The organism is Inquilinus sp. OTU3971, assembly GCF_038440215.1.
Map to the genome: position 1 here is coordinate 18,989 of NZ_JASATH010000032.1, position 19,277 is coordinate 38,265.

Annotated in this window: 23 protein-coding genes; 6 read left to right on the top strand and 17 right to left on the bottom strand. The window is 71.5% G+C overall.

Annotated features, from left to right (window positions below; all coding sequences use genetic code 11):
• Positions 1–49 precede the first annotated feature (49 nt).
• The 5 genes from AAHM41_RS10830 to efp all read right to left on the bottom strand — a co-directional run bounded on the left by AAHM41_RS10830 (position 50) and on the right by efp (position 5,023).
• Positions 50–1,555, bottom strand: a complete 1,506-nt coding sequence (locus AAHM41_RS10830) for a peptidoglycan -binding protein (protein ID WP_342236545.1) — start codon at positions 1,553–1,555, stop codon at positions 50–52.
• 12 nt (positions 1,556–1,567) lie between these two features.
• Complete coding sequence (locus AAHM41_RS10835) at positions 1,568–2,782, bottom strand: flagellar motor protein MotA (RefSeq protein WP_342236546.1); 1,215 nt, start codon at positions 2,780–2,782, stop codon at positions 1,568–1,570.
• Between the two features lie 11 nt (positions 2,783–2,793).
• On the bottom strand, positions 2,794–3,489 hold the full coding sequence (locus AAHM41_RS10840) for an OmpA family protein (RefSeq protein ID WP_342236547.1): 696 nt from the start codon (positions 3,487–3,489) through the stop codon (positions 2,794–2,796).
• A 130-nt stretch (positions 3,490–3,619) separates the two neighbouring features.
• Positions 3,620–4,447: an inositol monophosphatase family protein gene (locus AAHM41_RS10845; RefSeq protein WP_342236548.1), complete on the bottom strand. Its 828-nt coding sequence runs from the start codon at positions 4,445–4,447 to the stop codon at positions 3,620–3,622.
• 9 nt (positions 4,448–4,456) lie between these two features.
• Positions 4,457–5,023: an elongation factor P gene (gene efp, locus AAHM41_RS10850; protein ID WP_342236549.1), complete on the bottom strand. Its 567-nt coding sequence runs from the start codon at positions 5,021–5,023 to the stop codon at positions 4,457–4,459.
• A gap of 193 nt (positions 5,024–5,216) precedes the next feature.
• On the opposite strand from efp, the gene epmA reads away from it, so the two are divergent.
• Positions 5,217–6,314, top strand: a complete 1,098-nt coding sequence (gene epmA / locus AAHM41_RS10855) for an EF-P lysine aminoacylase EpmA (RefSeq protein ID WP_342236550.1) — start codon at positions 5,217–5,219, stop codon at positions 6,312–6,314.
• A 51-nt stretch (positions 6,315–6,365) separates the two neighbouring features.
• Positions 6,366–7,310 carry an alpha/beta hydrolase gene (locus tag AAHM41_RS10860; RefSeq protein ID WP_342236551.1) on the top strand — a complete coding sequence of 315 codons (945 nt, stop codon included), beginning with the start codon at positions 6,366–6,368 and terminating at the stop codon, positions 7,308–7,310.
• 163 nt (positions 7,311–7,473) lie between these two features.
• On the opposite strand, the gene AAHM41_RS10865 is transcribed toward AAHM41_RS10860, so the two are convergent.
• The 3 genes from AAHM41_RS10865 to AAHM41_RS10875 form a co-directional block, all read right to left on the bottom strand.
• Complete coding sequence (locus tag AAHM41_RS10865) at positions 7,474–7,920, bottom strand: NfeD family protein (RefSeq protein ID WP_342236552.1); 447 nt, start codon at positions 7,918–7,920, stop codon at positions 7,474–7,476.
• A complete protein-coding gene (locus tag AAHM41_RS10870; protein ID WP_342236553.1) occupies positions 7,917–8,924 on the bottom strand; it encodes an SPFH domain-containing protein in 1,008 nt (335 codons plus the stop codon). Before AAHM41_RS10870 ends, AAHM41_RS10865 begins: the two co-directional genes overlap by 4 nt.
• 145 nt (positions 8,925–9,069) lie before the next feature.
• A complete protein-coding gene (locus AAHM41_RS10875; RefSeq protein WP_342236554.1) occupies positions 9,070–9,858 on the bottom strand; it encodes an NAD kinase in 789 nt (262 codons plus the stop codon).
• 143 nt (positions 9,859–10,001) lie between these two features.
• Here AAHM41_RS10875 and AAHM41_RS10880 point away from each other — a divergent pair, with 143 nt between their 5' ends.
• On the top strand, positions 10,002–10,130 hold the full coding sequence (locus AAHM41_RS10880) for a hypothetical protein (RefSeq protein WP_342236555.1): 129 nt from the start codon (positions 10,002–10,004) through the stop codon (positions 10,128–10,130).
• Positions 10,131–10,139: 9 nt separating this feature from the next.
• On the opposite strand, the gene moaA is transcribed toward AAHM41_RS10880, so the two are convergent.
• Complete coding sequence (moaA, locus tag AAHM41_RS10885; protein ID WP_342236556.1) at positions 10,140–11,189, bottom strand: GTP 3',8-cyclase MoaA; 1,050 nt, start codon at positions 11,187–11,189, stop codon at positions 10,140–10,142.
• 96 nt (positions 11,190–11,285) lie between these two features.
• On the opposite strand from moaA, the gene AAHM41_RS10890 reads away from it, so the two are divergent.
• Genes AAHM41_RS10890 through AAHM41_RS10900 form a run of 3 tightly spaced genes read left to right on the top strand, consistent with a single transcriptional unit; the run spans position 11,286 to position 12,876 of the window.
• A complete protein-coding gene (locus tag AAHM41_RS10890; protein ID WP_342236557.1) occupies positions 11,286–12,002 on the top strand; it encodes a DUF3592 domain-containing protein in 717 nt (238 codons plus the stop codon).
• Positions 11,999–12,619, top strand: a complete 621-nt coding sequence (mobA, locus tag AAHM41_RS10895; RefSeq protein ID WP_342236558.1) for a molybdenum cofactor guanylyltransferase MobA — start codon at positions 11,999–12,001, stop codon at positions 12,617–12,619. Before AAHM41_RS10890 ends, mobA begins: the two co-directional genes overlap by 4 nt.
• Positions 12,616–12,876 carry a CDGSH iron-sulfur domain-containing protein gene (locus AAHM41_RS10900; protein WP_342236559.1) on the top strand — a complete coding sequence of 87 codons (261 nt, stop codon included), beginning with the start codon at positions 12,616–12,618 and terminating at the stop codon, positions 12,874–12,876. Before mobA ends, AAHM41_RS10900 begins: the two co-directional genes overlap by 4 nt.
• Before the next feature lie 3 nt (positions 12,877–12,879).
• Here the strand turns inward: AAHM41_RS10900 and AAHM41_RS10905 are convergent, their stop codons facing one another.
• Genes AAHM41_RS10905 through AAHM41_RS10940 form a run of 8 tightly spaced genes read right to left on the bottom strand, consistent with a single transcriptional unit; the run spans position 12,880 to position 19,228 of the window.
• Positions 12,880–13,803: an energy transducer TonB gene (locus tag AAHM41_RS10905; protein WP_342236560.1), complete on the bottom strand. Its 924-nt coding sequence runs from the start codon at positions 13,801–13,803 to the stop codon at positions 12,880–12,882.
• Positions 13,800–14,291, bottom strand: coding sequence for a protein TolR (gene tolR, locus AAHM41_RS10910; protein WP_342236561.1), 492 nt, complete (start codon positions 14,289–14,291; stop codon positions 13,800–13,802). Before tolR ends, AAHM41_RS10905 begins: the two co-directional genes overlap by 4 nt.
• A complete protein-coding gene (locus AAHM41_RS10915; RefSeq protein WP_342236562.1) occupies positions 14,291–14,956 on the bottom strand; it encodes a MotA/TolQ/ExbB proton channel family protein in 666 nt (221 codons plus the stop codon). The genes tolR and AAHM41_RS10915 overlap by 1 nt, the downstream gene beginning before the upstream one ends.
• 11 nt (positions 14,957–14,967) lie before the next feature.
• Entirely contained in the window at positions 14,968–15,414 is a 447-nt protein-coding gene (locus tag AAHM41_RS10920) for a Tat pathway signal sequence domain protein (protein ID WP_342236563.1), read from the bottom strand.
• A 7-nt stretch (positions 15,415–15,421) separates the two neighbouring features.
• Positions 15,422–16,201, bottom strand: a complete 780-nt coding sequence (locus AAHM41_RS10925) for a heme ABC transporter ATP-binding protein (protein ID WP_342236564.1) — start codon at positions 16,199–16,201, stop codon at positions 15,422–15,424.
• Complete coding sequence (locus AAHM41_RS10930) at positions 16,198–17,283, bottom strand: FecCD family ABC transporter permease (RefSeq protein WP_342236585.1); 1,086 nt, start codon at positions 17,281–17,283, stop codon at positions 16,198–16,200. The genes AAHM41_RS10925 and AAHM41_RS10930 overlap by 4 nt, the downstream gene beginning before the upstream one ends.
• 5 nt (positions 17,284–17,288) lie before the next feature.
• Complete coding sequence (locus AAHM41_RS10935; RefSeq protein ID WP_342236565.1) at positions 17,289–18,167, bottom strand: heme/hemin ABC transporter substrate-binding protein; 879 nt, start codon at positions 18,165–18,167, stop codon at positions 17,289–17,291.
• Positions 18,167–19,228, bottom strand: a complete 1,062-nt coding sequence (locus AAHM41_RS10940) for a hemin-degrading factor (RefSeq protein ID WP_342236566.1) — start codon at positions 19,226–19,228, stop codon at positions 18,167–18,169. Before AAHM41_RS10940 ends, AAHM41_RS10935 begins: the two co-directional genes overlap by 1 nt.
• Positions 19,229–19,277 lie beyond the last annotated feature (49 nt).

Genomic DNA, 19,277 nt, shown 5'->3' on the forward strand with positions numbered 1-19,277 from the left:
CGGGATGATTACGGGCGTGCGAAACCCGACGCAACGCTTTTCCGCCGGCTCACCGACCTGCGGCCGTGGTGTCCGGGCCGCTGTCGCCGCGCTGGTCGAGGCGCAGCTCGATGCGGCGGTTGCGGCGATAGGCGTCGGGCGTGTTGCCCGGGTCGAGCGGCTGCCACTCGCCGAATCCCGCGGCCGCCATGCGCTGTGGCGGGATGCCCTGGGTCGCCAGGAAGTTCAGCACCGACAGCGCCCGGGCGCTCGAGAGCTGCCAGTTGGTGGGGAACGGGCCGCCGGTGATCGGCTGCCGGTCGGTGTGGCCGTCGATGCGCAGCAGCCAGTCGACATCGGGCGGGAACTGGGCCGCGATTCGCTTCAGCGTCGTGGCGAAGGCGGCCAGCTGCTCCTCGCCGCCCGGCTGCAGCTCGGCCGAGCCGACCGGGAACAGCACCTCCGACTGGAACACGAAGCGGTCGCCGACGACGCGGACGTCCTGCCGGTCGCCGAGCACGTCGCGGAGCTTGCCGAAGAAGGCGGAGCGCGAACGGCTGAGCTCGTCGACCCGTCGCACCAGCGCCTGGTTGAGCCGCGAGGTCAGATTGGCGATCTCGACATCCTTGTCGCTGACCGTCTTCTCCGAATCGCGCAGCGTGGTCTCGATCTCGAACAGCTGCTGGCGCAGCGCCGCCGCCTCGGCCGCCAGCCGCTCGCCGCGGCCGTGCTCGCTCTCGCTGGTCGATTTCTCGGTCGCCAGCGCCGCGGTGGCGCGGTCGAGCGTGCCGCTGAGCTCGGCGATGCGGGCATCGAGCTGCGCGACCTGGGCGGTCAGGGTCTGCACGTCCTTCTGCGAGGCGGCGACCTGGGACTCCAGCGCCTGGGCGCGCTCCTGCCCGGCCTTGACATCCTGCTGGGCCCGGTCCCGCTCGGACTGGGTGCGGCCCAGCTCCGTGCGGGTGCGATCCAGCTCGGTGCCGAGATCCGAGGCCTCCTTGCGGCTCGCCTCCAGCGCGGCCGAGAGCTGGCCTGCGGTCAGGTCGCGGTCCTGGGTGCCGGTGCGCAGCGTCGCCAGGTCGGATTGCAGCTGGGCCAGCTCGCGCCGCTGCCGCTCGATCGTCGCCTGGTTGTCCTGGATCACCCGCGCCGCCTCCTGCAGCTGGGCGTCGCGGTCGGTGGTGCTGCCGGTCAGGGTCTCGACCTGGGCGAGGGCGGTGCGCAACTGCCGGTCGATGGCGTCGCGGTCCTGCTGCACGGCGGCGAGGCGGTTGCCGAGATCGGTGCGCTCGCGGGCGCTGCCGTCGAGGTCGGCGGACAGGCGGTCGATCCGGGTCTTGAGGTCGCGCCCGCTGTCCTGCTCCAGCGCCAGCCGGTCGGTCAGCTCGGAGACCTGGCGGTTCAGCCGGCCCACGGTCTCGTCGCGGCCGCTGACCACGGTCGACAGGTAGAATTGCGAGGCCAGGAACACCATCAGCAGGAAGATGACGACCATCAGCAGGGACGATAGCGCGTCGACCCAGCCAGGCCAGACATCGACCTGGCGCCGCTCGTTGAAGGAGAACCGGCCGCGCATCGCCATCGTCCGTCAGCGCCCCTCGGTGCCTTCGGCCAGGGCGGCGATGGTGCGGGCCAGGAGCTTGATCTCGCCCCGGATCTCGCCGGACAGCTGAATCCGGCCGGTCGACATCTCCTCGATCATCCGGCGCACCGTGGTGTCCAGGCTGCGGATGTGCTGGCGGGTCGGCTCGTCGATGCCGAAGCGGTCGGATTCGAGCGCGGTGGCGAGGCGGCCCAGCACCGCGGCGGTCGCCGCCTGGCCCTCGGCCAGCCGGGCCATCAGCGCCTGCTGGTTCTGCAGATGGTCGTCGATCGTCGTCAGCTGGGTGGCGACGGCGCCGAGCGTGCCACCCTGGCCGCGGCGCTCGTCCTCCGCCTGCACGGTCAGGCGGCGCAGCGCGTCGAGATTCTCCGCGGTCTGCGCCACCACCGATTCGATATAGGCCGGGAACACCGGCTCACCGGCCTCGATCTCGTAGCCGTCCTGCTGCGGGCCGGCGGAGAGGCGGGTGTTGGCCGACAGCCAGTCCTCGAGCTCGTTGTAGAAGCGGTTCTGCGCCTGGCTCGCCTGCAGCTCGAGGAAGCCCAGGGCCAGCGAGCCGGCGAGGCCGAACAGCGAGGCGCTGAAGGCCGTGCCCATGCCCGTCAGCGGCGCCTCCAGCCCGTGCTTCAGCGTGGCGAAGGCGGCGCTGGGATCGGCGGCCTCCATGTCCAGCCCGGCGATCACGCCGCTGGCCGAACGCACCGTCTCCAAGAGGCCCCAAAAGGTGCCGAGCAGGCCGAGGAAGATCAGCAGGCCGATCAGGTAGCGCGAGATCTCGCGGCTTTCGCTGAGCCGGGCGCCGATGGCGTCGAGCAGGGAGCGCAAGGCCATCGGCGACAGGTTGAGCTCGCCCTGCTGCTCGGCGATCACCCGGGCGATCGGGGCCAGCAGGCGCGGCTGCACCGGCGCGATGCGGCCGCCCGAGGCCCGCTGCGCCAGATGCGCCTCGATCCAGCGGATGTCGGGCTCGAGGTTCAAGACCGCCCGGAAGCAGAAGACGATGCCGAACAGGGTGGCGGCCAGGATCACGCCGTTCAGCGCGGGATTGGCCATGAAGGCCGAGGACACGCCCGGCCCCAGCACGGCGGCGACGATGGCGACGATGATGACGAAGGCCGTCATCCGGACCAGGTACCGCCGCGGGCTGGACATCGCCGGGCGTATCGAGGTCGGGCGGGCTGCCAGGGCGGTGATCGACATCAGGGGGCTCTCTACTGGATCCGGAGGTCGACGCGATCCGCGGGCTGGTCCGGCGGCGAGGTGTTGCCGAGCGCACGCAGGGCGATGCGCTTGCTGTCGATGCCACGGTCGATCAGGAAGGAGCGGATGTTGAGCGCCCGGCTGAGCGAGAGGCGGCGGGCATTGGCCGGGTCCGGCTTGGCCCCGGCATAGGCCCGGATCTCGATCTGGCTCGTGCCGTCGGCGGCCAGCTTCTCGACCAGGCCGGACAGCAGGTCGCCGGCCTCGGTGCCGATCTCCTCGGTGCCGGGACTGAAGCGGATGCGGAAACCGTCGCCGACGATCAGGCCGACCATGTCGCCCGGGGCCATCCCCGGCACGGCCTTGGCCTTGACGTTCGGGTCGGCGAAGCCGGCGCCCCTGACCACCACGTCGGCGTCATAGGCCGGCGCCGGTTCGTCGACCAGGCCGGGCAGGGACGGGATGGCCGGTTGGTCCGGCTCCAGGAACGGGATCGGGCCAGTCACCGGCCCGGCCGAGGTCGGCACCGGCAGCGGCGCCGAGGGCGCGGTCTCGCCGCGGGTCAGGATGCGGGTGTCGAGCGGCAGGTCGCCCGCTGCCGGATCCTCGGCCATGGCCGCCGCCGCGCCCAGGATCAGGGCAGCGGGTAGAACCAGGACCGCCAGGCGGGCCCACCCCCGCTGGCTGGTCTGCTGACGATGGACCAAGCCGAACCTCACAACGCTACGGACCATGGATCATACACCCGCATGCAACGGGGCGGACCATAGCCTAGCGGAGGAGGGCGAAACAATCGCCAAGCGGCGAAGGTTGGACCGCCCTTAGCACAAAGGCAGACTAGGACGCGGCCGCGGCCTTCGGCGCCCGCGGGGCGCGGGCCTTGGCCATCGCCATGGCCAGGGTCTTGTGGATCAGCGCGTTACCGGCCACCACCGTGTCCGCGGTCAGGGCCGGGCCCTTGCCGTCGATATCGGTGACGAAGCCGCCCGCCTCCTGCACCATGACGATGCCGGCGGCGATGTCCCACGGGTTCAGCCCGGCCTCCCAGAAGCCGTCGAAGCGGCCGGCGGCGACATAGGCGAGATCGAGCGACGCCGCGCCCATGCGGCGGATGCCGGCGACATGCGGCATGATCATCGCCAGCTCGCGCTGATAGGCGACGCTGTCGCCGCGGCCCATGAACGGCATGCCGGTGCCGATCAGCGCATCCGGCAGGTTCTTGCGGCTGGAGACGCGCATGCGCCGGTCGTTGAGGAAGGCGCCGGCGCCCTTCTCGGCCCAGTACAGCTCGTCGGACACCGGGTTGTAGATCACTCCGGCCACCGGCACGCCTTCCTGCTCCAGCGCGATCGAGATCGCGAAATGCGGGATGCCGTGCAGGAAGTTGGTGGTGCCGTCGAGCGGGTCGACGACCCAGCGCCGGTCCTTGTCCTCGCCCTCGATCACGCCGCCTTCTTCCATCAGCCAGCCGAAGCGCGGGCGGGCGCGGGTCAGCTCCTCGCGCAGGGTCGCCTCGGCCTTGAGGTCCGCGGCCGACACGAAGTCGGCGGGGCCCTTGCGGCTGACCTGCAGGTTTTCAACCTCGCCGAAATCGCGGACGAGGCCGCGCCCGGCCTTCTGGGCCGCGCGGATCATGACGGTGATGAGGGGGGAACGTCCGGCCATAAGAGGAGATCAGTCCTTCGCGCGCTCGAGATAGGTGCCGTCGGCCGTGTTGATGACGATCCGGGTGCCCGAGGCGATGTGCGGCGGCACCATCACGCGGACGCCGTTCTCCAGCACCGCCGGCTTGTAGGAGGAGGAGGCGGTCTGCCCCTTCACCACCGGATCGGCCTCGGCGATCGTCATGGTGACGGTCTGCGGCAGCTCGAGCGACAGCGGCGCGCCCTCATACATCGTCACGGTGCAGACCATGCCTTCCTGCAGGAAGCGCGCCGGCTCGCCGACCACGTCGACCGGCACCTGGGTCTGCTCGAAGCTCTCATTGTCCATGAAGGTGAAGTGGTCGCCTTCCTGGTACAGGAACTGCATCTCGTGCTCGTCCAGCCGGGCCCGCTCGACCGTCTCCTGGGTGCGGAACCGCTGCTGCGTCTTGGTGCCGGTGCGGGCGTCGCGCATCTCGACCTGGATGACGGCGTTGCCCTTGCCCGGCTGAATGATCTCGATCTTGGTCACCAGCATTAGCTTGCCCTCGTATTCGAGGACGTTGCCGGGCCGGATCGTGATGGCATTGACCTTCATGGCGGATCTTCTGCAGATAAATGCGTTTCGCGCCCCACTGGCGCGCCGGGGCGGCACGACAGGGCGGCGCGATGGGCGCGGACCCTAGCAGCAAGTCCCGCCAAGGGCAACGTCGAGTCGGCGCCGCCATGGCAACGCTGCACCGCGCGCCGCGACCTGCTATCGAAGCAGCATGACAGGATCGGATCGGACCATGACGACGGAACCGGGCATTCGGGGCTTGCGCAGCCGCTGGTGGCAGAGCGGCGTCTATGCCCGCAAGCGGCCCTTCCTGGAGGCGCGGGCGCGGATCACCGCCGCCGTGCGGCAGGTCTTCGCCGAGCGCGGCTTCCTCGAGGTCGACACCCCGGCGCTGCAGGTCTCGCCCGGGCTGGAGCCGCATCTGGTCGCCTTCTCGACCGAGCTGCGCGGGCCGCATCCGGACGACGCCCAGCGCCTGTACCTGCACACCAGCCCCGAATTCGCGATGAAGAAGCTGCTCGCGGCCGGGCTGGAGCGGATCTTCCAGCTGAGCCACGTGTTCCGCAACGCCGAGCGCTCCGCCACGCACCACCCGGAATTCTCGATGATCGAGTGGTACCGGGCGGGGGAAGGCTACCGGGTGCTGATCGACGATTGCCGAGCCCTGTTCCGGGCGGCGGCGCGGGCGGCGGGACGCGACCGGCTGAGCTGGCGCGGGCAGGAGTGCGACCCCTTTGCCGAATGGCGGGTGCTGACGGTGCAGCAGGCGTTCCAGGAGTTCACCGGCATCGACCTGCTGGCGACGGCGCCGGACCCGCTGAACCCGGATCTGACCCTGCTGAACGCGGCGACCACCGCGATCGGCATCCCGGCGCGCGACGGCGACCGCTGGGACGACCTGTTCTTCCGCGTGTTCCTGGAGCGGATCGAGCCCCGGCTCGGCCTCGGCAGCCCCTGCGTGCTGACCGACTATCCGCTGTCGATGGCGGCGCTGTCGCGGCCGAATCCGGACGACCCGCGCACCGCCGAGCGATTCGAGCTCTATGTCGCCGGGCTGGAGCTGGCGAACGCCTTCGGCGAGCTGACCGATGCGTCGGCGCAGCAGGCGCGGTTCGAGGCCGATATGGACCTGAAGCAGCAGCTCTACGGCGTGCGCTACCCGATCGACGAGGACTTCCTGGCCGCGCTCGACCCCGACCGCGGCGGCGGCCTTCCCGATTGCAGCGGGATCGCGCTAGGGTTCGATCGCCTGGTGATGCTCGCGACCGGGGCTGACCACATCGACGACGTGCTCTGGGCGCCCGTCATCGGAACGATGGTCGCGCGCTGAGCGTTTCGGCCGGGCTATACGAGGGGCCGTTCCGTCGATCCGGAGTTCTTGATGATCCTGCATCCCGACTGCGAGGCGTATCTGGAGGCGGTGGAGCGGTGGCGGGAGAAGACGAGCATCCAGTCCTGGGCCGATATCGGGGCGGACCGGGCCCGGGCCGTGTTCAGCGAGCTGAAGCTGTCGCGGATGCCGAAGCTGCCGGAGATGGACCTCGTCGAAGACTATGAGATCGAGGGCCGCGCCGGCCCCCGCCGGCTGCGCATCCTGCGGCCGCGGGGGGCGGGGACGCGCCCGCTGCCGGTGGCGCTCTATTTCCACGGCGGCGGCTACGTCCTCGGCGGCATCGAGGAGAGCGAGGACGAGGCCCGGCGCATCGCGGCCAACACCCCGGCGCTGGTGATCTCGGCCAGCTATCGCCTCGGCCCCGACCATCCGTTCCCGGCGGCGATCGACGACGCCTATGACGCGCTGCTCTGGGCCGCGCACCATGCCGCGAGCTTCGGCGGCGACCCGCGCCGGCTGATGGTCGGCGGCACCAGCTCCGGCGCCGGCCTCGCCGCCGCGATCAGCCGGCTGGCGGCGACCGAGAACGGGCCGCGCATCGCCCTGACCTATCTGCTGTGCCCCTGGCTCGACATGACGATGAGCCAGCATTCGGTGTTGGACTACGGCGAGGGCTATGGCCAGGATCGGGTCGACCTCGAATGGTTCCGGCAATGCTATCTCGGGCCGGACGAGGCGCCGGACCACCCGCTGGCCTCGCCGATCCTGCACCCGATTCCGCCGCGGCTGCCGAAGACCTTCGTGCTGGCGGCGGAATGCGACCCGCTGCGCGACGAGGCGCGTGTCTATGCCCGGATGCTGAAGGAGGCCAAGGTCCCGGTCACCTATGTCATGGCGCCCGGCATGATCCACGCCTTCAACGCCCTGATCCACCTGATCCCCGGCGGCCTGCCGCAGATCGCCGCGATCGACGAGGCGCTCAGGGGCGTGTGAGGGCGGCATCTACGATTAGGTCTGCCCTTTCCTGTCATTGCCGGGCTTGACCCGGCAATCCAGAAGATGTCGACAGTCTCTGGATGCCTGGGTCAAGCCCGGGCATGACAAAATCGTTTTTGGTCAGAGCGGTTACATGCCGGCCTTAAAGCGATAGCTCAGGTCACCCGAAATCCTGCTCGACCCTGAACCGGGTCCCGACCACGGCGGCGATGCGGATGCGGGTGCCGGCGGGCAGGTCCGGGCCTTCCACGCCCCAGGTCGCGTCCGCGATCCGGATGCGGCCGACGCCGTTGACGATCGGCTCGGTCAGCGTCACCACCCGGCCGACATACTGCTCGCCGCGGCGGTTCAGCGTCGGCTGGTCGCTGGCCTCGGTGTGCGGCTTCAGCCAGACGCGCCAGGCCACGACGCTGACCACCGACAGCACGGCGAAGATCAGCACCTGGGTTTCCCAGCCGATCGCAGGGACCAGCCAGGACAGCAGGCCGACGATGCCGGCGGCGATGGCGAGCCACAGGAAGAAGGTGGCGGGCGCCATCACCTCGAGGATCAGCAGCACCACGCCGGCGATCCACCACCACCAGAATTCCGGACCTTGGACGATCATGCCTTCGGCCCCCACGGCCCGCCCTCGGGCGCCGGCGCGGCAGGATCGGCAGGCGGCCGCCGGGACGCCGGCGGCGGGTTTCCGTCACGGCCGAAAGCTTCCCGTGCGATCTCGGCGATGCCGCCGATGGCGCCGATCACATTGGCGGCCTCGAGCGGCATGAACAGCACCTTCTGGTTCGGCGCGCTGGCGATCGCCTTCAGCGAATCGACATATTTGGTGGCGACGAAGTAGTTGATCGCCTGGACGCTGCCGGCGGCGATCGCTTCGCTGACCGCGGTGGTCGCCTTGGCCTCGGCCTCGGCCGAGCGCTCGCGCGCCTCGGCGTCGCGGAACGCCGCCTCGCGCCGGCCCTCGGCCTCCAGGATCGCCGCCTGCTTCAGGCCCTCGGCGCGCAGGATCTGCGCCTGCCGCGTGCCCTCGGCCTCGAGGATGGTGGCGCGGCGGTCGCGCTCGGCCTTCATCTGCCGGCCCATGCTCTCGACCAGGTCGCGCGGCGGGGTGATGTCGCGGATCTCGATGCGGGTGACCTTGACGCCCCAGGGCTCGGTGGCGTCGTCGACCACCTTCATCAGCTTGACGTTGATCTGGTCGCGGTTGGACAGCAGCTCGTCCAGGTCCATCGAGCCCATGACCGTGCGGATGTTGGTCATGGTCAGGTTGATGATCGCGGTTTCGAGGCTGCCGACCTCATAGGCGGCCTTGGCCGCGTCCAGCACCTGGTAGAAGATCACGCCGTCGACCGTCACCATGGCGTTGTCGCGGGTGATGATCTCCTGCTGCGGCACCTCCAGCACCGTCTCCATCATCGACAGCTTGGCGCCGATCTGGTCGACGAAGGGGACGATCAGGTTCAGGCCGGGACGCAGGGTGCGGGTGTAGCGGCCGAACCGCTCCACTGTCCATTCGCGGCCCTGGGGCACTGACTTGACGCCCATGAAGATGACGACGATCGCCAGAACCAGGATGGCCAGGACGATGATCGCGAAGGGCGAGATCGGCATGATAAAATTCCGCTCCTCTTGGCGCGGCCGCAGTGTGCCATAGCGGCCACAGGGCCGGCCGGATTATTTCACCGGAACTTTGTGGCGGAATCGCAGCGGGCGGGGCGGAGCGGGGCAGGCGACCATGGATCGCCGGCCGGGCGGATCAGGGCTCGAACTGCTCCTTGAGGATCCGTTCCTCCAGCGTCTTGCCGGGATCGAACAGCAGGTGCAGCGACACCGAGCGGTCCTCGGCGATCTCGACCCGCGCCACGTCGCGCACTTCGGTCGAATCGGCGACGGCGCTGACCGGGCGCTTCGCCAGCTCCAGCATGTCGAGCACGATCTTCGCGCGATGCGGCAGCAGGGCGCCGCGCCAGCGCCGCGGCCGGAAGGCGCTGATCGGCGTCAGCGCCAGGATGCCGGCGCCGAGCGGGATGATCGGCCCATGCGCCGACAGGTTGTAGGCAGTGCTGCCGGCCGGGGTCGACACGATCGCCCCGTCGCAGATCAGCTCCGGCATGCGCACGATGCCGTCGACCGTGATTCGCAGCTTCGCCGTCTGCCGCGTCTGGCGCAGCACCGAGACTTCGTTGATGCCCAGCGCCTCGCGCACCGCGCCGTCGACCGTGGTCGCCCGCATCCGCAGCGGGTGCAGGATCACGGTGCGTGCCGCCGCCACCCGGCTGACCAGGTCCTCCTCCTGGAAATCATTCAGCAGGAAGCCGACCGAGCCGCAGTTCATGCCGTAGATCGGCCGGCGCCGGTCGACGCAGCGGTGCAGCGTCTCCAGCAGGAAGCCGTCGCCGCCCAGCGCGACGATGACGTCCGCCGAGTCCGGGGGATGCTGACCCCAGCGGGCGACGAGCCGGGCCTGGGCCGCCAGGGCCTCGGCGGAGTCGGCGGCGAGGATCGCCATGCGCGGCGGAGCCGGATCGGGGGAAACGAGGGTCATGGCCGGTGACTGTAGTCGAAGTGGAGCCGCGGTCCACCCCGGCCGTGAGGCAGTGTGAATGGGCCGTTCACGGTCGTTTCACGGAGGATGGGGGAGAGTAGCCGGGTCATCAACGGGGAATGCCGCAGTGGGAGGGCAGGTGGATGATGATTCCGGCTTTGGTGGGAGTGTTCGCGACGATCGCCGTGCTGCTGTCGCGGTGCGGCCTGAGCTTCGCTGTGGTGACCGCCGGCACGGCGCTGTCGGGGACCATCCTGATGCTGACGCTGTGACCGGCGGGACTATCCCCCGGTCACGCTCATGTGCCGCGCCACGGCGGGCTGCGTGTGGCGGCGGTCGATGAAGAAGTCGTGTCCCTTCGGCTTGCGCAGGATGGCCTCGCGAATCGCGGCCTCCAGCGCCGCATCGGTCGGGTCGGCGCGCAGCGGCGCCCGCAGATCGGCGGCGTCGTCCTGGCCGAGGCACATATAGAGGGTGCCGGTGCAGGTCAGCCGGACCCGGTTGCAGCTCTCGCAGAAATTATGGGTGAGCGGGGTGATGAAGCCGAGCCGCCCGCCCGTCTCCTCCACCCGGACATAGCGCGCCGGCCCGCCGGTGCGATAGTCGGTCTCGGTCAGGGTCCAGCGCCGGGCGAGATCCGCCCGCACCTGCGACAGCGGCAGATACTGGTCCAGCCGGTCCTCGCCGCCGATATCGCCCATCGGCATCACTTCGATCAGCGTCAGGTCGTGGCCGTTCTCGCCGCACCAGCGGATCAGCGAATCGAATTCGTCGTCGTTGACGCCCTTCAGCGCCACCGCGTTGATCTTGACCTTGATGCCGGCCGCCTTGGCCGCGGCGATGCCCTCCATCACCTTGTCGAACTTGCCCCAGCGGGTGATGGCGAGGAACTTGGCCGGATCCAGCGTGTCGAGGCTGACATTGATCCGGCGGATGCCGCAGGCGGCCAGGTCCTCGGCATGGCGCGCGAGCTGGCTGCCATTGGTGGTCAGCGTCAACTCCTCCAGCGCGCCGGTGCCGAGATGCCGCGACAGGCTGCGGATCAGCGTCATCACGTCGCGCCGGACCAGGGGCTCGCCGCCGGTCAGGCGCAGCTTGCCGACGCCGAAGCGGATGAAGCTGCTGCACAGCCGGTCCAGCTCCTCCAGCGTCAGCAGGTCCGCCTTCGGCAGGAAGGTCATCTCCTCCGCCATGCAGTAGACACAGCGGAAGTCGCAGCGATCGGTCACCGACACGCGGAGATAGCGGATGGCGCGGCCGAACGGGTCCACCAGCGGGGCGCTGGAGGAGGGTGACGGATCAATCTCGGGCGTCGGCGTCTGGAGCGTCATATACAGCAATATAGGACGCCCCCCCGGCGAACGCGATAGGCCGTTCTCCACCGAACGCGTATGATTTTCCGCAATGTGAGAAGACAGCGGGGACCGATGATCCGCAGATTGGTGGGTGTGGCGCTGCTGCTGATGGGCGCGTTCCTGGCGTTCGGCGCCGGCAAGGCCGCCTGGGACCGCGAGCAGTGGCGCGAGGACGCGGTGGAGGTCCAGGGCCTGGTTGTGCCGCCCGGGGCCGGGGACCGGTCGTCGCCGGCGCTGGCCGGGGCGCGGACGGTGGTGCGCCTGGGCACGCTGCGCGCCGTCTACGCCGCCGTCGACACCGGCCTGGCGACGGCGCCGCAACCCGGCGAGCGGGTGGCGGTGCTGATCGACCCCGACCAGCAGGACCGGGCCGTGCTGGACCACCCGCTGGCGATCTGGGACGACCAGCTGATCGCCGGCGGCATCGGCTTGATCCTGGCCCTCGTCGGCCTGGTCTGGATGCGCTCCCGGTCGCGCCGGCCGGCCGTGGCGGGCACTGCCGCGACGGCGATCACGGCGGCGCTGCGCCAGGTGGCGGCGCGGCGGACGGAAGCCAGGCCTGCGCCGCAGCAACCGCCGCAGCAACAGGCCGCCGCGTCGTTCCGGGTCGCGCGCCCGGTCGCCGCAGGGGCGGTGGTCCAGCGCATGCGCGACAGCCCGGTCACCGTGCAGCGGGCCGGCGAGCCGGCCGTGAGCCGCATCGTCGAGCGGCCGAGCGGCGCCGTCCCGATCCTGATCTTCGTCGTCGTGATGCTGGCGCTGGCGGTCTATCTGGTCGCCGGGGCATGAGCCCATACGGCGTGATCCTGGCCGGCGGCCTGGCCCGGCGCATGGGCGGCGGCGACAAGGCGCTGCGGCCGCTGGCCGGCGTCACGCTGCTCGACCGGGTGATCGCCCGGGCGGCGCCGCAGGTGGCGGCGCTGTGCCTCAACGCCAATGGCGACTCGTCCCGCTTCGCCCGCTGGGGCCTGCCGGTGGTGCCGGACGATTTGCCCGGCGCGCCGGGGCCGCTGGCCGGCATCCTGGCGGCGCTGGACTGGGTCGCGGCAACCCGGCCGGAGATCGATCTGGTGGCGAGCTTTCCCTGCGATGCGCCCTTCATCCCCCGCGACCTGGTGGCGCGGCTGGCGGCGGCACGGCGCGACGAAAGGGCGGAGATCGCCGTCGCCGCCTCGGGCGGCCGGACCCATCCGGTGGTGGCGCTGTGGCCGGTGGCGCTGCGCGGCGACCTGCGGCGGGCCCTGGTCGAGGAGGAGATCCGCAAGGTCGAGCGCTGGATGGCGCGTCATCCGACCGCGGTGGTCGAGTTCGCCAGCGACCTGGTCGATCCCTTCCTCAACGGCAACACGCCGGAGGACCTGGCGGAGGCGGAGCGGCTGCTGGCGCGGCATCCCGAGCTGGCATGACGGCCGAGCCGGTCTGCGCCGGCGACGCGCCGATCCCGGTCGAGCTGGCCGAAGGCCAGGCGGTGCGCTGGTGCGCCTGCGGCCGCAGCGCCGCCCAGCCCTTCTGCGACGGATCGCACCGGGACTGCGGCCTCGGCCCGGTCGCCTTCGTGGCGCCCCGGGCCAAGACCTATTTCTTCTGCACCTGCAAGCGCAGCGGCCGGCAGCCCCTCTGCGACGGCCGCCACAACTTCATGGCGCCGGCGGGAGACCGGTGACGCTCACCGAGGGCGGAGATCGAAGGGAAAGGCGTAGTTGGCGATGCGCGCTGGGGGGGCCGGAACGGGCGATGCGGCCCGGACCTTACGCAGGAGCTCCCTGTCCACGGAGTCGGATCCGGAGGACCGGGTCAACTCTACTGCGCTCAGAGTCCCATCGCTTTCGATGGTCACCGTGACCGTGGCCAACGTCTGCTCCCGCACCAGCGAGTTGACCGACCTGATGCGTGGTCGCAGGTAGGCGGAGAGCTGGCTCCTATAGTCGGCTTTCGCCTGAGCGCTGGGCGCGGATGCGGCGGTGGGTGGGGGCGAAGCCTGCGGCGGCAGCGACGCGGTCTCGGTGGGCGCTGCCGCGGGCTGCTCGGTCCGGCGCGGCTGCTCGCGCCGCGGCCGCCGCTCGGCGCGGGGCTTCGGCTTTGTCGGCGGCGGCGGCACCACCTCGGGCTCCGCCGCCTGCACCGCCTCCGGCTCCACCGCCTGGATGGTATCCGGCACGGCGGCGACCACGGCCTCGGTCTCGCCGGTCGTGGTCACCAGCTCCGGCGGCGGGGCCTCCGGCGCCGGCTCCGGCGGCTCGACCTCGGCCGCCTCCGTCACCGGCGTCTCGGCCGGCGGGGGCGGCTCCTCGACGACGGTCTCCACCGGCTCGGGCTGGGCGGTCTCGACCGGCTGGGTCTGCGCGGTCTCGGTGGGCACCGCCTCAGCCGGGTCGATCTGCTCCGGCTGCGCGGTCTCGACCGGTTCCGCCGTGTCCAGAGCCTCGGCCGGGCCGCCGAAGCCGGCCATCTCGATCGCCATCGGCGTCTCGGCCGGCGTCGGCTCGGCCGACCCGGTCAGGCTGGGCAGCAGCACCGCGACCACGCCGGCGTGAATCAGCGCGGACGCGACATAGGCGACGCCGCGTCCGGTCACGCGCAGGCGGGTCATGGCGCGGTCGGCGCGGCGCCGGCACCGGCTGCGGCAGGAACGCCGGCGGCAGCGGCCGGCTGGGGCGCCGCCCCCTGGGCGATCAGCGACACCTTGGTGAAGCCGGCCTGGCCGACCACGCCCATCGCCTCCATCACCTTGCCATAGGGCACGTCGCGGTCGCCGCGGACATAGACCACCGCTTCCGGATTGGCCTGGTGCGCCGCCTGCAGCGCCGCGGGAGCGGTCTCCGGCGTCAGCACCTGGCCGTTCTCGATCGACCAGGTGCCGTCCTTGTCGACGGTCAGGATCACCGGCTTCTGCGGCTGGCCGATCTTGGCGGCGCTGGTCTTCGGCAGGTCGACCGGCACGCCGACCATCATCAGCGGCGCCGCGACCATGAAGATGATCAGCAGCACCAACATGACATCGACCAGCGGCGTGACGTTGATCTCGGCCAGCGGCGCGTAGTCGTCGCCGTCGCCGGAATCGAGCAGGGCGCCGGCCATTACTCGGCGGCCTCGCGCCGGGCGGCGGCACGCCGCGTGCCGGACAGGTGCTCGGCCATCTGGCCGATCGCGGTGATGAAGGTCTGGTTGATCCGGCGCAGATCGGTCGAGAACTTGTTGTAGGCCATCACCGCCGGGATCGCGGCGACCAGGCCGATCGCGGTCGCGAACAGCGCCTCGGCGATGCCTGGGGCCACCACCGCCAGGCTGGTGTCCTGCGAGCTGGCGATCGAGGTGAAGCTGTTCATGATGCCCCAGACCGTGCCGAACAGCCCGACGAAGGGCGCGGCCGAGCCGATGGTGGCCAGGAAGGGCAGGCCCAGCTCGCGCCGGCGGATCACCTCGCCGGCGGCGCGGCGCATGGCGCGCTCGATCCGGTCGCGGCATTCGGCCCGGCTCTCCTCGGGGTCGAGCGCCCGCCACTGGGCCAGGCCGGCCTCGACGATCGGCTTGGCCGGGTCGGCCGGGATCACGTCGACCTCGTGCTCGGTGTCGACCCGGCGGCGCAGCGCGGCCGCGGCGTGGCGCAGCCGGCCGATGGTGAACAGCTTGTCGATGACGATGCCCCAGCAGCCGATGGAGGCCAGCACCAGTAGCGCCAGCACTCCCTGGACGATGATGTCCGCCTGCTGCACCAGGGTGATGATCGAGAGATCGTGCGACATCGGTGGCCTCCTCAGCGCATCAGGGCGACGGGCAGGCGCGACCTGGTCTCGACCCGGTCGATGCAGTCCGCCACCGCGCCGGCCTCGGTGCGGCAGTCGAGCACGTCGTTGACCAGGACCGAGCCGATCGCGTCGCAGGCCAGGCCGGAGACCTCGAAGGCCTTGACGCTGGTCTTGCGGGCGCGGAGCGGCGCGGCGTCGACCGCCAGGCGCTTGCGGATGGCGCCATCGGTGCCGAAGAAGACGAGGTCCAGCTTGAACGACTGGTAGGCGTCGTCGCTGGTGCCGAACACCATGTTCACGGCGCAGTTCTGGCCGCGTGGCTCGAGCGTGTTGAGCTCCAGGCTGACGCCGTTCGGGGTCGCGGCAGGGGCTGCGGCTTCGGCCAGGGCCGGCGCCGCGGAGAGGGCCAGGAGCAGGGCGGAGAGCGCGGACACTGATTGGCGTCGGCTGGTCATTATGTCCTCAGAGCGGAACAAGGAAGGGCCTGTCGGATGTCGGGTGTGGGATGATCTCGACCGGGCAGCCGAACACGGCCTCCACGGTCGGAGCGGTGAGCACCTCGGCCGGCGGGCCGGCGGCGAAGACCCGGCCGCGGCGCAGCAGCACGACCTCGTCGGCGAAGCGGGCGGCCTGGTTCAGGTCGTGCAGGATCGCCAGCACGCCGGTGCCGGCATCGGCCAGGCCGCGGGCGACGCGCAGCACCGCGGATTGATGCGCCAGGTCGAGGCTGGCGGTGGGCTCGTCCAGCAGCAGATAGGTCGGCGCGGCGGCAACGGTCCCGTGGATCTGGGCCAGCGCCCGCGCGAACTGGACGCGCTGCTGCTCGCCGCCGGACAGGGTCGGGTAGGAGCGGTCGGCCAGGGCCGCCATGTCGGCCGCGTTCAAAGCCGCCTCGACGGCACGGCGGTCGGCGGCGGCATCGGCGACGCCGCGATGCGGGCCCCGCCCCAGCGTCACCACCTCGCGGACCGTCAGCGGGAAATCCAGCGTCACCTGCTGCGGCAGCACCGCCCGGCGCCGGGCCAGGGCGACCAGGTCCCAGGCCACGATCGGCGTGCCGTCCAGGGTGACCCGGCCGGCCGCCGGCGCGATCTCGCCGCACAGGCAGCGCAGCAGCGTCGACTTGCCGGCGCCGTTCGGGCCGATCACCGCGGTGAGGCGGCCGGGGGCGACGGCGAGGTCGACACCGTCGAGCAGCAGGGTCCGGCCGATGCGGAAGGCGAGGGAGTCGGCCTGGATCATGGCTCGGACCTCCGCCGGCGCAGCAGCAGCGCCAGGAACACCGGGGCGCCGAGGCCGGTGGTGACGATGCCGATCGGCAGCTCGGCCGGCGCCACGGCGACCCGCGCGACGAGGTCGGCGCCGAGCAGCAGCGCGGCGCCCAGCAGGGCCGAGGCCGGCAGCAGGCCACGATGGTCGGCGCCGATGACCAGCCGCAGCATGTGCGGCACCAAGAGGCCGACGAAGCCGATCATGCCGCTGACCGCGACCGCGGCGCCGACGGACAGCGCGACCGTGCCGACCAGCAGGCGGGTCAGTTTCTCGACCGGGAAGCCGAGATGCAGCGCCACCGCCTCGCCCAGCAGCATGCCGTTCAGCGCCCGCGCCGCCAGGGCGACGGCCGCCAGCAGAACCAGGGCGAAGGGCAGCACGGCCAGCACCGAGGTCCAGGTCGCGCCGCTCAGGCTGCCCATGGTCCAGAAGGTGATGGTGCGCATCGCGTTCTCGTCGGCCTTGAACACGACATAGCCGGTGCCGGTGGCGACCAGCGCGTTCACCGCGATGCCGGCCAGCAGCATCATGGTCACCGAGACCCGCCCCTCGCGCTTCGACAGGCGGTAGACGGCAACGGTGGTGACGAGGCCGCCGAGGAAGGCCGCGAGCGGCAGGGCGTAGATGCGGAGCAAGGGGACGCCGGCCAGCGCCGCCGGCAGGCCGAGCGAGATCACCGACACGCCGGCGAAGGCGGCGCCGCCGCTGACCCCGATCAGGCCCGGATCGGCCAGCGGATTGCGGAACAGCCCCTGCATCATCGCCCCGGAGACGGCGAGGACGGCGCCGACCATGGCCCCGAGCAACGTCCGCGGCAGCCGGATGGCGTCGATGATGGCGGCGTCGCGCACGGTCACCGTGTCGAGGCTGCCGAGCCCGAGCTGGTGGCCGAGGATCGCCAGCACATGGCCGACCGGGATGTCCGCCGGCCCGATGCTGATGCTGGCCAGGACCGCCAAGGCCAGCAGCAGCGCCAGCCCGGCCAGGGTCAGCGACAGGCGCCGGGCCTGCCGCTGCTCGGCCGCGGCCGGAAGGACGCCGCTGGCGGCCATGACAGTCACGAGCCCGCGCTCCAGGCCCGGTCGGGCAGGGACGGCGGGGTCCAGCCCGGATGGATCGCGACGGCCAGGTCGCGCACCGCCTGCGGTGTGCGGGGCCCGAAGCCGAGCAGGTAGAGCGAATCCATCTGGATGATCCGGCCCGACTTCGCGGCCGGGGTTTGGGCGAAGACCGGCAGCGCCGCGATCCTCTCCATGCCGCCATTGGGTTCGACAGCGTGGCTGGCGATCACCACCAGATCCGGCGCCGCGGCGGCCACCGCCTCGGGCGACAGCGGCTTGTAGCGCTCGATCTCGCCGACCGCGTTGGCGCCGCCGGCCAGGCGGATCATGCCGTCCGCCGCGGTGCCGCTGCCGCCGCCGAGCGGCGCGCCGTTGGTGATCGACAGCACGAACAGCACGCGCGGCTTGGCCGGCGCAGTGGCGACGGCGGCCGCCACCGTCGCGAAATCGGTCCGGACCGCCTGGCTCAGCCCCTGGTCGGGCAGGCCGAGCGCCTTCTCCACGCCTTCGATCTTGGCGATGACGCCCTCGGCGGTGAAGCTCTCGGGCAGGATCTCGAGCGGCGTGCCGGCGGAGCGGATCTGCTCCAGCACCGCCGGCGGGCCGGCCGACACCGTGGTCAGCACCAGGTCCGGGCTCAGCGACAGGATGCCCTCGGCCGAGAGCTGGCGCAGATAGCCGACATCCGGCCGCTCCCGGGCCGCGGGCGGGTACAGGCTGGTGGTGTCGACCCCGGCGATCCGGTCCTCGGCATGCAGGGCGTAGACGATCTCGGTCAGGTCGCCGCCGGCGATGACGATCCGCTTCGGCTCCGCCCGGGCGGGCAGGGCGATGGCGACCAGCGCCGCGGCGGCGAGCGCGAGGAGCGGGCGCATCAGGCGCTGACCAGGGCGCTGATCCGGGCCACCAGCTCGCGCCAGTCGGCGCGCTCCGGCTGGCCCGGCTTGCGGGCGCCGAACAGCATCGCCATCAGCGTGTTGTCGACGTCGAACAGCTCCAGCGAGGTGACGACGCCGTCCTTGGTCGGCTTGCGCACCACCCAGGCGCTGTCGATCCGGTCCTCGCGCAGATGCAGGTTGAAGCCCGGATCCAGCACGTTCAGCCAAGGCCCCATATCCTGCAGCCGGTGCACCGGGCCGGTGTGGATCTGAAGGCAGCCGGGATTGCCGACGAAGACCATGATCGCGGCGCCGGTCTCGGCCGCGTCGGTCAGCACCCGGCGCAGCGCGTCGCGGCCGACCGGCTCGGCCCGCTGCGGCCCGGCCAGGCGCATCGCCTGCAGCCGGTCGAGCCGGTGCGCTTTGAGCAGGCCGAAGAACTGGTGCGTGTCCTCCATCGCGTCCCAGCCGGCGCGGAAGCCGGCGACGTCGATCTCGGCATCGTCCAGCACCGCCGGCCGGACCATCTCCTGCGGCGGCAGGGCCGGGGCCTGGTCGGCATGGCGGAAGCGCTCGAGCAGGGCCGCGAAGGCGGCGCGATCGCTGCCCTCGGTAAGGAAGATCTTGTGGATCGCGGTGCCGGCGGCGTCGAAGAACTGCAGGCTCGGTTTCGGATGGCTGGTCCCACCGACCGCGAAGCCATGCGCCCAGCGGGTGTAGAACAGCCGCAGGTCGATGTCGGGGCCGAGCGCCAGCCCGACATGGCTGCCGGCCGAGACGTTCTGGTAGGTGCCGGTCTTCTCGTGCACCACGCTCTCGTTGCGGGTCAGCGCCATGACCGGCCCGAGCGCCTCGACCGCCTGCAGGATCGTGCTCCAGTCGCTGCCGATACGAGTGGTGCCGGCACCCACCTGGGAGGCGACGAGCTCGCCCTCGCTGACGCCCAGCGCCGCGGCGGCATCGCGGGCGCGAAGCTGCGGCTGCTCGGCGCGCAGCGCCGCCCAGCGCGCGGCGAGGGCGGTCGGCGGGGCCGAAAGGTCAGGTTCGAGGCTCTGCATCATGCTCTCCGATCACCGGGGACGAGGTGCGCCGGCGGCCGGCGGGGTG